Origin of the sequence: Pandoraea pneumonica, assembly GCF_049918595.1 — a bacterium.
GTDB classification, from domain to species: Bacteria; Pseudomonadota; Gammaproteobacteria; order Burkholderiales; family Burkholderiaceae; genus Pandoraea; species Pandoraea pneumonica_A.
The window spans coordinates 752,503-764,754 of the sequence record NZ_JBNCRZ010000003.1 but is presented as its reverse complement, the minus strand read 5'-3'; the positions used below and the strand labels follow the sequence as shown (position 1 = coordinate 764,754).

Here is a 12,252-nt window from a genome sequence, read left to right as displayed (position 1 = left end):
CCTATGTCCTTGTTTTGGCAACTTGTGCGAACCAGCCGATGGCCGCTGTCCATCGCATTCATCGGCAGTCTCGTGAGCGGCTTCGGCAACGCTGGCCTTGTCGCGCTCATCAATCAGGCGCTGACGGCGTCGCGTGAGCAATTGGGCACGCTGGGCCTGCAATTTCTCGGCCTTGGCCTGCTCGTGCTGGTGACGCGTGCACTTTCGCAAACGCTCTTCATGTCGCTGGGCCAACGGGCCAAGGCGACGCTACGCATGCAGGTGCTGCGCCGTATTGGCGGCGCGCCTTATGCGAGCTTGGAGCGGCACGGGATTGCGCGCGCACTGGCTGTGCTCACACAGGATCTCGACGCCGTCGTGGTGTTGTTCGTGAGCCTACCGGTGCTGGCGATGCAGGGCGCGGTGATTGCGGGCTGCCTCGTGTACCTCGGCTATCTGTCGTGGCAGATTCTGGTGTTTGCAGTCGTAACGATTCTGATCGGTGCGGCAGGCTTTCGGATGGCCAACACCCGCGCGTTGCTGCATTTGCGCGGGTCGCGCAAGCGAGAAGAGTCGCTGGTGAAGGACTTCCGCGCGCTCTTCGACGGTGCAAAGGAACTGAAGCTGCATCGCGGCCGCCGTGAGGCGTTCATTGAAGAACGGCTCGCCGAGAACGTAGAAGCGGTGCGGGTGCAGCGCACGCGCGGGTACGTGCTGTATGCCGCTGCGGCGAGTTGGGGCAGCTTCATTCTGTTCGCGTTTATCGGCCTGACGCTGTTTGTGGTGCTGCGCCACGTCGATTTGCCCCCCGCGGTGGTGTCAGGCTACGCGCTTGTGTTTCTGTACATGATCATGCCGATCGAAGGCGTGCTCTCGTCGTTGCCTGCGCTGGGCACGGCACGCGTGGCGTTCGAGCGCATTGCTCAAGTCGAGAGCGAACTGCCGCGCGAATTGCTGCCGCCGGTGTCGGCGGCCGATACGCCGACGTTCCACGAGATTGCGCTCGAAGGCGTGACGCATCGCTACTACCGCGAGCAAGAGAACGAGATGTTCACGCTGGGGCCTATCAGCCTGACGTTCCGCCCCGGTGAGTTGGTCTATCTCGTCGGTGGCAATGGCAGCGGCAAGACTACGCTCGCCAAGCTGATCGTCGGCCTCTATGTGCCCGAACAGGGCTACATCACGGTGGACGGCGAACCCGTGGACGAAGCCGGGCGCGATCGCTATCGCCAACGGTTCTCGGTGGTGTTCAGCGACTTCTTCCTGTTCGAACACCTGCTCGGCTTGCCTGCCGATGGGCTGGACGAACAAGCGAGCGCGCTGCTAAAGGCGCTGCAACTCGATCATAAAGTCACGATCGAAGACGGCCGCTTCTCGACACTCGACCTCTCACAAGGGCAGCGCAAGCGGCTGGCGCTGCTCGTGGCGTATCTGGAAGACCGCCCGTTCTATGTCTTCGACGAATGGGCGGCCGATCAGGACCCGCTCTTCAAGGACGTTTTCTACCGGCAGATGCTGCCCGCGCTCAAAGCGCGCGGCAAGACGGTGCTTGTCATCACGCACGACGACCGGTACTTCGATCTCGCCGATCGTCTCATCCAACTCGACTACGGTCGGCTGCGTGTGCCCCAGTCACCTTCTGTGACCGATGGCGCGGACTCGGGCACCGCAGGCACTCCCTCCTGAATGTTTATGACGCACACACCGATGTTCGACCTGCATGAGGTCGCTTTCGCGGTCGAAGGCCGCACGCTGCTCGCGCCGCTCACGCTGCAACTTGCCGGTGGGCAAGTGCATGGGCTGATTGGCCATAACGGCTCGGGCAAGTCCAGCCTGATCAAACTGCTGGCACGGCAGCACTCGCCGACAGGTGGAGAAATCCGCTTCGAAGGCCGCGCGCTGGCGTCGTGGGGCACGCGCGAGTTTGCCCGGCGTGTGGCGTACCTGCCGCAGCAACCGCCTGCGGCAGCGGGAATGACCGTGACCGAACTCGTCGCGCTGGGTCGCTACCCGTGGCATGGCGCGCTCGGGCGGTTCGACGCCAAAGATCACGAGGCCGTGCACAACGCCATGGCGCAGACCGACGTCGCGATGTTTGCCGACCGGCTCGTGGAATCGCTCTCGGGCGGGGAACGTCAGCGCGTGTGGCTGGCCATGCTCGTGGCACAGCAAGCGCAGTGTTTGTTGCTCGATGAGCCGACGTCGGCGCTCGACGTATCGCATCAACTTGATGTGCTCAAGCTGGTGCGCGAACTCGCCGACGCGCATGGGCTGGGCGTAGTGATCGTGTTGCACGACGTGAACATGGCCGCGCGTTTTTGCGATTCGCTGCTCGCGCTCAAACAAGGCAAGCCGATTGCGCGAGGCACGCCCGCGGAACTCATGTCGCCCGCGACGTTGCAAACCATCTACGGGGTGCCGATGGGCGTGCTACCGAATCCGGATGGCGGGATGCCGGTGAGCTACGCGCGCTGAATGTCGTAACGGCAGGCCGACGCGTTCAGGCATCGGCCAGATAGCGCTGCGGGGTATGCCCCGTAATTTGTTTGAACATGACGATGAAGGCACTCGCGCTGGCGTAGCCGAACGCGTCTGCCGTCGCGGCCACCGACGCGCCTTGCGACAGTTGCGAAATGGCTTCTGCGACACGCAGATGCTGGCGCCATGTGACGAACGTCATGTCCGTCTCCGCTTGAAAGTGGCGCGCCAGCGTGCGCGCGCTCACCCCGAATTGTTCGCCCCAAAAGTCGAGTGTCAGTTTGCTGCCGGGATCGTTCATCAAATGTTCGCAAATGGCTTGCAGGCGTGCATCGCGCGGCACCGGCACGCCGCGCTCGGGCATCGCCGTTGCTGCGCGCAGCACGCCCATTAGTGGCGGCACCGACAACGCCGCGCGGCTCGTGGGGCCATAGCTGTCCCCGTCGCGGCTCACTGTCGCAGCCAACTCCCTGATGAGCGGCGTGGCGACGATCACATGCGGACGTGTCCACGGCCATGGGAACTGCTTCGGCTCGACGTAGACGCTGCACATTTGCGTCTCGCCGACGGCGTGCAACTCATGTTCCACATCCGAGGGCAGCCACAACGCGCGCGTGGGCGGCAGCGTCCAGATCGCCTGTGGGGTGAGGGCACGAACGACACCCCGTAACGGAAACACCAGTTGACCATGCCGATGGCGATGCCAGACGAGCCGCTCGCCATGGCGAGCGTTCATGACCTGCGCGTAGACATCGCGAGGCAACGGGCGCACCGAATCGGGGAATCGCTTGCGTAAAAAATCGTTCATGCCGGTTGCCGTTTTCGGGTGTCGCCAATCAGACGTGGAATGTCAAAAAATCGACATTTATTGTCGTCCTTGCGTTTTCCGAACCCGATATTCTCCATAGCCATCAATGTGTTGCGCCGGATAACACGCAAATTTAGTAATGAGTCTCATTTGCGATATTTCCGCCAGTGTAGCGGGATTTTCACGTCAAGGCTGGCGCCACCGTCACTACAAAACACCCAGCGTCACGAATCATCGATCAGCCGGCCGAGGCCGGTAACAAGGGGAAGTGTTGTCAACGATGCAAACGAATCAGAATTACAAGTCTCGCCGTGCGGCTCGGGGCCGCTTGTTTGACGGTGCACCAGAAGGAGCGTCGCACCGCGTATTTCGATACACGCCCGTGGCGTTCGCCATGCTGATGCTCACGGCTGCCGCCGCACAGGCGCAGACCGCCGCTGTGACGGCGCCAGGCGGAGATGCGGCGTTGCCTGCAACGACCGTCACCGTGCAACGCGATGCGCAAACCGAAGGTTCGAATTCGTACGGCACGTCGCAGACGACGATCGGCAAGACGCCGCAGGCGCTCAAAGACATTCCGAATTCGGTGTCGGTCGTGACCCGCGCACGCATGGACGATCAGGCCATGACCTCGGTGGCGGACGCCTTGCAATACACCACCGGCATCACCGCCGTGAACTACGGCGACGGCACGTACTACTTCAATGCGCGCGGTTACAACGTCGGCGTTGAATTCGACGGTGTGTCGATTCTGAGCGGCATTCAATACCAGCCGCAGTTCGATTTGTCGATGTACGACCGGGTAGAAGTCTTCCGTGGCCCGGCCGGTTTGCTCGACGGTACCGGCGAGCCGGGCGGTACCGTCAATTTGGTGCGCAAGCGCCCGGGCGACACGTTCGCAGTGCGCAGCGAGACGTCGCTGGGTTCGTGGGCGCACTACCGCCAGATGATCGACGTGACCGGTCCGCTCAACGAGAGCGGCACGGTTCGCGGTCGCGCGGTGCTCACGGGCGACACCGGCAACAAGTCGATTACGCGGGCCAGCGAGCGAAAATTCCTCGCCTACGGCGCGCTTGAGTTCGATCTCACCCCGCGCACGCTGCTCTCGCTCTCGGGTTCGTATCAGGTCAATCCCCTCGACGCGTTCGACTACGGTCAATCGCTGCTCCTCAATGGCAAGTTCCTGAACGCGCCAGTCAATTCCAACTTCGCACCGGACTGGAACTACAGCTGGACGGCGATGCAGGAAGCCAACGCACGACTTGAGCACCGCTTCGACGGCGGCATCGTGTCGACGACGACGCTCAACTACCGGCATTTGTTGAGCAACAGCAAGTACGCCTATCTTGGGCCGGGCATCAACCCGGTCACGTTGACGGCTAATTACGCCGGGCAGTCGCAGCGCATGGAGAACAACCTGTTCGGTGTGGACTCACACCTCTCGGGGCCGGTGGAGGCGTTCGGGCGAAAGCACGAATGGCTGGTGGGGGTGAACTATCAGATGACGCAGCAGCGCAGCTTGTCGGGCTATGAAAGTCTGGGCAACTTCAGCGTGTTTGCGCCGCCGAGCGTGGAGCCGACCATTCCGTTCGATTCCGGCAACAACCTGCGCACGCAGCAGTTCGGTGTGTACGGGCAGGCGCGCATTCGTGTGCTCGACCCGCTGACCGTCGTGCTGGGCGGGCGAGAAGCGTGGTATCAGCAGCAGAGCCAGAACCTGATTCCGTCCGAGACGCCATGGACCACGACGTCGCGTGCGAATCACAAGTTCATCCCGTACGGCGGTATCGTGCTGGCGCTCACGCCGCAAATCAACGCGTACTTCAACTACTCGAAGATTTTTGCGCCGCAAACCGCCACGACGTTCGATGGGCAGGGTTTGGCGCCGCGTGAAGGCCAGCAGTATGAAATCGGGATGAAGGGCGCGTTCCTCGACGGCCGCCTGAATGCGAGCGTGGCGGCGTTCCGGATGACGGACACCAACCGCGCAGTGGCCGACCCGCTCCATCCGACCGGCTCGGTCGCCGCCGGTTCGGCGCGAAGCCAAGGGTGGGAAGCCGAAGTGAACGGCCAGATCACGCGTAACTGGAACGTTTATGCCGGTTACACGCTGCTGAACTCGCGCTTCGACAACGATCCGCAACTCGCCGGTCAGACCCTCGACGGGGAAGAGCCGCAGCATTTGTTCAAGCTGTACACGACATATCGGTTCTCGGACGGCATGCTCAACGGCTTGCGTCTGGGCGGTGGCGTGCGCGTGCAAAGCGCGACGTACCGGGCGCCTGTCGCGGTGCAGGGCGGCTACGCGGTGTGGGACGCCATGGTGGCCTACCGCTTTAACCGTCGCCTTGAAGCGCAGTTCAACGTGAACAATTTGTTCGATCGCGAGTACTACGCGCGGGTGCCGTCGACGTTCTACGGCGAGTACGGTCAGCGCCGCAACTTCATGCTCACCTTGCGGGCAGACTATTGAGCAGGCCTGGATGACCCGGCTCACGGCGCTTCGGCGCCGCGAAGCTGCGGTCGGCCGAAATTTTCAAATGGCGGTACACTCCTGCGACACGCCCGTTTTTCCTATCGGCGCTTCTCAGAATTCTGCCCGTTTGAACGACATCATGAAGTCCCCTGGTACTGCCACTCCTGCCCCGGCGCACGACGCTGGCGAATGCGTCACGCTCGTCGCGACGGCGACCCTGCCGACCCGCTACGGCACCTTCACGTCGCACGCGTTTCGTGTGAAAGACAGCGATAACGAACACCTCGCGCTGGTGATGGGCGATGTGACGGGCGATACGCCCGCGTTGGTGCGTCTGCACTCCGAATGCCTGACGGGCGACGTTTTCGGTTCCTACCGTTGCGATTGCGGGGAACAACTCGACGCCGCCATGCGCAAGATCGAGGCCGAAGGGCGCGGCGTGATGCTGTATCTGCGCGGCCACGAAGGCCGTGGCATCGGGCTGAGCAACAAGATTCGTGCGTATCTGCTGCAAGAGCAGGGGCGCGACACGGTCGAGGCAAACCTCGATCTCGGTCTGCCCGACGACGCCCGCGAGTACGACTCGGCCGCAGCCATCCTGCGCATTCTGGGTGTGAATTCGGTGCGCCTGATGAGCAACAATCCGAAGAAGTTCGATACGCTAGCCAAGCACGGCATCCCCGTGTGCGAACGCGTGGCGCTCGACGTGCCGGTGCGTGAAGAGAACCAACGCTATATCCGCACCAAGCAAGTCAAGTTCGGGCACTACTTCGAAGAGAACGAGTAAGCCTGGGCGTGATACCTGATGCCTGACGCCACTCGTCAGCGCGACTGGCGGCGGCGCTCCGCCGCGATCAGGGCGAGATACACCAGACCGGCCGCCGCGCTGGTCTGGCCGCTGTAGACTACCAGTCCCATTCCCCAACCCTGTTGACTCACGATGACGGCGAGTGCTGCGAGCAACGCGGTCCAGCCGGTGATGCGTAGCGCCCGGGTGTTTGACGCGGCGAGCGCGGTGTTGAACCACGTTTGCTGCTGACGTTCGGTGGCGAGCGCCAGCCCGGCGAATCCTGCCAGACAAATGAAGAACGTGAGCAGATGCATTACGCGCGCTCCTCGTTCAATTTGGCGTTGATCGATGCCTCCGGGCCACTCCCAGTAGACGTCGCCGCTGGCTTGGCTCGCGCGGGCTTAATCCTTGGCCGATGACGAGCGGTGCGCACGGCAAGCCACGCATGCATCGCGGCAAACGCCCACAACATCAGATCGACCCCGGCAAACGTCCAGTCACCCGCACCGAGGCTGTGCCATAAGCCGCGAGACGTCGTCAGCGCGTTCACAATGGGCAGCAGCGCAAGCAAGGCAGCAGCGATCCACAACAGTTCGACCCACGCGCGTTTCGCAGGCCGTACGAGCGCGTATAGCAGCGTCGCCGCCCACACCCAATAGAACAGATCGACTTCGCTTGCACTGCGCTCTGCGGTGCCCACGGGTAGCAATCGGTTGCCCCACAGGAAGGCCGTCATTGCAATCGACAATCCGGCAATGGCCGCGATGTTCAGGCGCTCGACGACATGAAAGCCGAAATGCGGGCGCGTAGGGTCGGGCAGCTTGGTGCGGCGCTTGACGGTCCACATCACAAGCCCGGTCCCCACCATGGCCGTTCCGCCAAGACTCACGAGGAAGTACAGCCAACGCAGGTGCAGATCGCTGAAGCGGCCCAGATGCAGCGCGTACATGACGCCGCGCGTCTCAGCGGCCGCGCCGACCGAGTCATGCGTTTCGAGCAACTTTCCCGTCGTGCCGTCGAAGAGCAGGTACTGCGGACTCATCGACACACGCGTCGTCTCGCCTCGCGTGACGGCCACGCGCGCTGCGGCGTCGCCCGGGAGTGTGACGGTCACGCGGCCGACATCGTTGGCACCCCAGCGGGCCTGCGCCTCGCGCACCATTGCGTCGATAGGCGCCAGCGAGGCCGTCTGGCCGGTCGCCTTGGCCGGGGAAGGGAACGCACTCAGCTGTGCGCTCATCTGCGCACGTTCCATCGGCGTCTTGATCGCCGTTTGTGCGCCCCACGGCATATACATCGCCATGAGCGTGACGAGTCCCGTGTAGGTAATCATCAGGTGGAAGGGCAGGCCGAAGACCGAGAGCGCGTTATGCGCATCGAGCCACGAGCGTTGTCCCTTGCCCCACCGGAACGTGAAGAAGTCGATGAAGATCTTCTTGTGCGTGATCACACCGCTGATAATCGCCACCAGCATGAACATCGCGCAAAAACCTGCGAGCCAGCGGCCCCACAACACGGGCAGCGGATGGAATTGAAAGTGGAAGCGGTAGAAGAATTCCCCGCCGAGCGTATCGCGCGCCTTGAGCGTCTGCCCTGTCGCGGGATCGAAGGTGGCTTCGCCGAACGAACGGCGTGCGGCGTTCGCACCCGCGGCCTTCGGCGCAGGCGCGTTGCGCCAGAACACATTAGCGACCGGGTTGCGCGCCGTCGGCAGATACACGCTCCATTGCGGACTGTCTGGGGCGAGCGTCGACAACCGGTCGGTGACGTTCTGCGCCACCGCAGCGACATCGGGCGCATGTTGTTGATGCGGCACTTCCGGGCGCATCCACTGCGAAATTTCGTCCTTGAAGTAGCTCACGGTGCCCGTGAGAAACATCGCATACAGCAGCCAGCCCACCAGCAGGCCTGCCCACGTATGCAGATCGGACATCGTCTGCCGGATGCCTCGGCCGGTATTTACTGTCTTTTTCGATGACATCACGCGGCACCTCCATGCAGACTCGCCGACACCGCCCACGCGGCGAGCGCGAGCGGTGCGGCAACGACAATCAGCCCGGCCCAGGCTCGCCACGCACTGCGTACCGCAAACACCCACACGACCGCCCCCGCATAGATGGCGAAACTGGCGAGCATGCCGGTGATGACTGCCTGCGGCTTATCCATCGGCAACGCGAGGACCGCCACGCTGGCGAGCGCGGCTACGGCGTAGCCGCCGAAGATGGCGGCCACGATGCGTGAGACGAGTGCACCGACGCGACGGTATCGGTCGCGTCGATTGAGTGCGGCACTGCCGCGAACCTGAGCCATGATGCGAGTTGCTTACTTGTTGGGCGTGGCTGCCGGGCCTGCCGGGATCGGCTCGACACCGTCGGCTTGCACGAACGTAGTGGTGGTGACGTAGCTCACGCCTTGATAGCGTTCGGCACCCTTGGCACCCGTGCGCTCACCCGGCGTCTTGTCGGTGTGGCTGACTTCGGCCACATACACGCCTTTCCACGGCATATCGAACGTCACGTGTCCTTGTGCGTCGGTATGGGCTTCCTTGGCCCAGCCCGATTGCGTGACCAGCGACACCTTGGCCTTTGCCAGCGGCTTGCCTTGGAAGAACAACTGGAACTCGCCGTGCTTGCCAGCGGGCACCAGGTCGAGCGCGAGCTGCGGTTTCTGCGCGGCGAAGTCGGTCGCAAGGCGCGCCGAAGGGCGGTACCAGTTGGTGACTTCCTGTCCGTCGCGCTTGAAAGTGAAGAGCGGGTACTGCGCGTCTTCGGCGACTAGCGCTTCACCTGCGGTGGCCTTGAATGGCAGCGTGAAGCCGTTGGCCGACTTCGTGGCATCGACGGTTTTCGTGCCGCTGGCCGACGTGAGCGTCGCGCTCGGTGCGACGAACTTATCGAGCAGACCCGGCGACGCTTCGCGCAGGTTTTCGCCGAACTCGCCGAAACGGATCACGGCGTTCTGACCGGCGGGCTGTTCGATCCAGATTTGATGCGCTTGCGCGGCACCGGAAAGCGCGGCGAGAGCACCGAAGGCGAGCGAAGCAATAGCGTGCGGAACAGTCTTTCTCATTACGGTTTCCCTATAAAAACGAGGTGATGCATGACGGACATGCGCCTCAGAAGTCGATCTGTGCAGACAACAGCACTGTGCGCGGTGCAGCCACGGTGGCGTACGTGCCGCTCATGAGCCAGTAATTGGAATTGAACAGGTTCTCGACGTTGGCGCGGAACACGACCGACTTGCCAGCGATGCGGGTGCGATAGCGCGCGCCGATGTCGTAGCGCGTCCAGGCGGGCAGTTCCAGCGTGTTGGCCGCGTTGAAGTACATGCGCGACGTGTTGATGATGCGGCCCGAGAGCGAGAGACCTTGCACCCACGGCGTGTCCCAGTCGACGCCGAAATTGAACGCGCGCTTGGGCACGCCGTTGGCGTCGTTGCCGTCGTTCGTGCCGCCTGCGGTCTTCGTGAGCTTCGCGTCGTAGAACGTCGCGCTGGCCATCAGGCGCAGGCCTTTGACAACTTCGCCATATGCCGACAGTTCGATGCCGCGGTTGCGCTGTTCGCCGTCGAAGCTGTAGAGGCGTGTCGTCGGATCGGTGATCGCGTTCGGACGCTCAACCTGAAACACCGAGATCATCGTCGTCACGGTGCCCCAATCGGCTTTCACGCCCGCTTCGTACTGCTTCGACTTGAACGGCGGGAACACTTGTCCGGCGTTGACCGTGCCGACCGGTGCGACGCCGCCGCGCGAGAGGCCCGAGGTGAAGTTCGCGTAGACGGAGACGTTTTGCAGCGGCTTGACCACGATGCCCGCCAGCGGCGAGATGGCGCTCTGGTCGTAGCTTGACGAGAGCGCGCCGCTCGTGGTGTTGAAGTTGTCGAGCGCCACACGTTGATGACGCAGTCCACCGGTGAGCAGCACGCGTTCGTTCAGGAACGACAACGTATCGGTGAGCGCGAAACTCGTAAGCACCGACTCCGACGCCTTTTTCGGCTCGGTGCGTGCGGCGCCGACGGGCGGCAGCGGCACGGGGTTGTAGATGTTCGACGGGACCGAAGTGGTGCCCGGGACGTACGCGTTGCCCGAGTCCTGTTCGAGACGGCTGGCCTGCACGGTCACCGTGTGACCGATGCCGAACGTCTTGAAGTTGGCGCGCGCCCCCACGTCGGCCGTGCGCGAGCGCGTGTATGAATCGTAGTACGAGTTCATCACGTTGAAGTTGCCCTGCGAATCGGCACCGCCGATCGGGAACGTCTGGTAGGCGGTGGCGTAGTGGTAGCCGACGGCGCCCCACACGGTGACATTGCGCAGCACGTCGTATTCGAGTCGCGTGGTGACGGCCGAATCGTGCAGATGCAACTCGCTGCCCGGATAGAAGTTGCGATAGCCGGACGGCGCGTCGGGAATCTTCGTGACCGACGCCTGAAAGCCGGTCTGCGGGCGGAAGTTGTCGGTGCCTTCGTGCTGCGTGTAGGCGTCGAGTGACCAGCGCAGACGCTGCCCGGTGTAATCGAGGCCGACCGAGCCGAAACCGACGTTCTGCTTCCCATCGTCGAGCGTCGTCTTGCCATTGCGGTACACGCCATTGACGCGAATGCCCCATTCCTGCTGCTCGCCGAAGCGACGGCCGACATCGGCCTCGACGCCCAACTGCGCTTTGCTTTGGAAGGTCGTCGTCAGACGCGTGAGCGGTTCGGTACCCGCGCGCTTGGTCACAACGTTGATCGCGCCGCCGATGCTGCCGCTCGGGCCAATGCCGTTCATCAGCGTGCCCGGGCCCTTGAGCACTTCGACACGCTCGACGATGGCCGCAGGCACACGGCTCGCCGACGCCATGCCGTACAGGCCGTTCAGGCCCACGTCGCTGCTTGAGACGGTGTAGCCGCGAATCTGGAAATCTTCGCCGAAGCCGCCGCTCGACGTGAGCATGCGCACCGACGATTCGTTGATGACCACATCGGCGAGCGTGCGCGCCTGCTGGTCGCGCACCATCTGCTCGGTGTAGTTCATCGTGCTGAAGGGCACGTCCATGGCATCGGACGAACCGAGGATGCCGAGACTCCCGCCGCGTGCGATCTGACCGCCCGCATAGGCCGGTTGCAAGCCGTTGTCGTAGGTCGCCGTGACATGTGTCGTGGGCAGCAGGGCGGCGCCGTCTAGCGCGCCGGTCTGCGTGGCGGGCGCGATCAGAAAGCTGCCATTCGATTGCGGGACGACTTCCACCCCGGTGCCTGCCACCAACGCTTCGAGGCCGTTACGCGGCGTGTACGTGCCCTTCAGGCCGCTGCTGTGGCGCCCGGCGGTGACTTCAGGTTTGAACGACAGCATGATGCCGGCGTCGCGGCCGAAGCGGCTCAGGGCGTCTTCGAGCGTGCCAGCGGGAATGTCGTAGGCACGGGCGGCTTGTGCCGGTGCGGACTGCGCATGCGCTGCGAACGAGGCGACGAGTGCGGGGGAAGCGATGGCCGTCCCCAGTGCGATTTGCCCTAATGCACACGCCAACCGTGTGCGTCGAAGTACCCAATGTGGTTGGCTCGGCTGGTGTTGCCGTCCCCGAACGTGACCCATGATCTGACCTTTCGTGTGGAAGAAGAGTGTTGGTGCTCGTCCTCCATGACCCGCGAAACGTCGAAACGGATCACCTTTGGTCAAAATATTTTGCGAATGACGGCTGCGGCTGGCCCCAAGCGTGCTGCGGCATGTTGCGAGCGGGCGTCGAT

Annotated in this window: 10 protein-coding genes; 4 read left to right on the top strand and 6 right to left on the bottom strand. The window is 63.2% G+C overall.

Annotated features, from left to right (window positions below; all coding sequences use genetic code 11):
- Window positions 1–3 precede the first annotated feature (3 nt).
- Both ACPWR9_RS16000 and ACPWR9_RS15995 read left to right on the top strand, forming a co-directional pair.
- Window positions 4–1,665 (top strand): cyclic peptide export ABC transporter, encoded by a 1,662-nt coding sequence (locus ACPWR9_RS16000; RefSeq protein WP_426299139.1) that lies wholly within the window; start codon window positions 4–6, stop codon window positions 1,663–1,665.
- A 6-nt stretch (window positions 1,666–1,671) separates the two neighbouring features.
- Complete coding sequence (locus tag ACPWR9_RS15995) at window positions 1,672–2,454, top strand: ATP-binding cassette domain-containing protein (protein ID WP_426299137.1); 783 nt, start codon at window positions 1,672–1,674, stop codon at window positions 2,452–2,454.
- Between the two features lie 25 nt (window positions 2,455–2,479).
- Here the strand turns inward: ACPWR9_RS15995 and ACPWR9_RS15990 are convergent, their stop codons facing one another.
- Entirely contained in the window at window positions 2,480–3,265 is a 786-nt protein-coding gene (locus ACPWR9_RS15990; protein WP_426299135.1) for an AraC family transcriptional regulator, read from the bottom strand.
- A 394-nt stretch (window positions 3,266–3,659) separates the two neighbouring features.
- Here ACPWR9_RS15990 and ACPWR9_RS15985 point away from each other — a divergent pair, with 394 nt between their 5' ends.
- Together ACPWR9_RS15985 and ribA are read left to right on the top strand one after the other, a co-directional pair.
- Window positions 3,660–5,738, top strand: coding sequence for a TonB-dependent siderophore receptor (locus ACPWR9_RS15985; RefSeq protein ID WP_426299133.1), 2,079 nt, complete (start codon window positions 3,660–3,662; stop codon window positions 5,736–5,738).
- A gap of 142 nt (window positions 5,739–5,880) precedes the next feature.
- Window positions 5,881–6,528: a GTP cyclohydrolase II gene (ribA, locus tag ACPWR9_RS15980; RefSeq protein ID WP_426299131.1), complete on the top strand. Its 648-nt coding sequence runs from the start codon at window positions 5,881–5,883 to the stop codon at window positions 6,526–6,528.
- A gap of 35 nt (window positions 6,529–6,563) precedes the next feature.
- Here the strand turns inward: ribA and ACPWR9_RS15975 are convergent, their stop codons facing one another.
- From ACPWR9_RS15975 to ACPWR9_RS15955, 5 genes are read right to left on the bottom strand one after another with little or no spacing between them, the layout of a single operon-like run.
- Window positions 6,564–6,845 (bottom strand): DUF3325 domain-containing protein, encoded by a 282-nt coding sequence (locus ACPWR9_RS15975; protein WP_426299130.1) that lies wholly within the window; start codon window positions 6,843–6,845, stop codon window positions 6,564–6,566.
- Complete coding sequence (locus ACPWR9_RS15970) at window positions 6,845–8,464, bottom strand: PepSY-associated TM helix domain-containing protein (RefSeq protein ID WP_426299128.1); 1,620 nt, start codon at window positions 8,462–8,464, stop codon at window positions 6,845–6,847. The genes ACPWR9_RS15975 and ACPWR9_RS15970 overlap by 1 nt, the downstream gene beginning before the upstream one ends.
- 47 nt (window positions 8,465–8,511) lie before the next feature.
- Window positions 8,512–8,841 (bottom strand): DUF3649 domain-containing protein, encoded by a 330-nt coding sequence (locus ACPWR9_RS15965; protein WP_426299126.1) that lies wholly within the window; start codon window positions 8,839–8,841, stop codon window positions 8,512–8,514.
- Between the two features lie 12 nt (window positions 8,842–8,853).
- Window positions 8,854–9,600 (bottom strand): DUF4198 domain-containing protein, encoded by a 747-nt coding sequence (locus tag ACPWR9_RS15960; RefSeq protein ID WP_426299124.1) that lies wholly within the window; start codon window positions 9,598–9,600, stop codon window positions 8,854–8,856.
- 46 nt (window positions 9,601–9,646) lie between these two features.
- Window positions 9,647–12,100, bottom strand: coding sequence for a TonB-dependent siderophore receptor (locus ACPWR9_RS15955; RefSeq protein ID WP_426299123.1), 2,454 nt, complete (start codon window positions 12,098–12,100; stop codon window positions 9,647–9,649).
- Window positions 12,101–12,252 lie beyond the last annotated feature (152 nt).

Coding starts and splice junctions, on each gene's coding strand:
- ACPWR9_RS15985 (WP_426299133.1), top strand. CDS start 3,660: ATGCTGATGCTCACGGCTGCCGCCGCACAGGCGCAGACCGCCGCTGTG.
- ACPWR9_RS15975 (WP_426299130.1), bottom strand. CDS start 6,845: ATGCATCTGCTCACGTTCTTCATTTGTCTGGCAGGATTCGCCGGGCTG.
- ribA (WP_426299131.1), top strand. CDS start 5,881: ATGAAGTCCCCTGGTACTGCCACTCCTGCCCCGGCGCACGACGCTGGC.
- ACPWR9_RS15995 (WP_426299137.1), top strand. CDS start 1,672: ATGACGCACACACCGATGTTCGACCTGCATGAGGTCGCTTTCGCGGTC.
- ACPWR9_RS15955 (WP_426299123.1), bottom strand. CDS start 12,100: ATGGGTCACGTTCGGGGACGGCAACACCAGCCGAGCCAACCACATTGG.
- ACPWR9_RS16000 (WP_426299139.1), top strand. CDS start 4: ATGTCCTTGTTTTGGCAACTTGTGCGAACCAGCCGATGGCCGCTGTCC.
- ACPWR9_RS15970 (WP_426299128.1), bottom strand. CDS start 8,464: ATGTCCGATCTGCATACGTGGGCAGGCCTGCTGGTGGGCTGGCTGCTG.
- ACPWR9_RS15965 (WP_426299126.1), bottom strand. CDS start 8,841: ATGGCTCAGGTTCGCGGCAGTGCCGCACTCAATCGACGCGACCGATAC.
- ACPWR9_RS15960 (WP_426299124.1), bottom strand. CDS start 9,600: ATGAGAAAGACTGTTCCGCACGCTATTGCTTCGCTCGCCTTCGGTGCT.
- ACPWR9_RS15990 (WP_426299135.1), bottom strand. CDS start 3,265: ATGAACGATTTTTTACGCAAGCGATTCCCCGATTCGGTGCGCCCGTTG.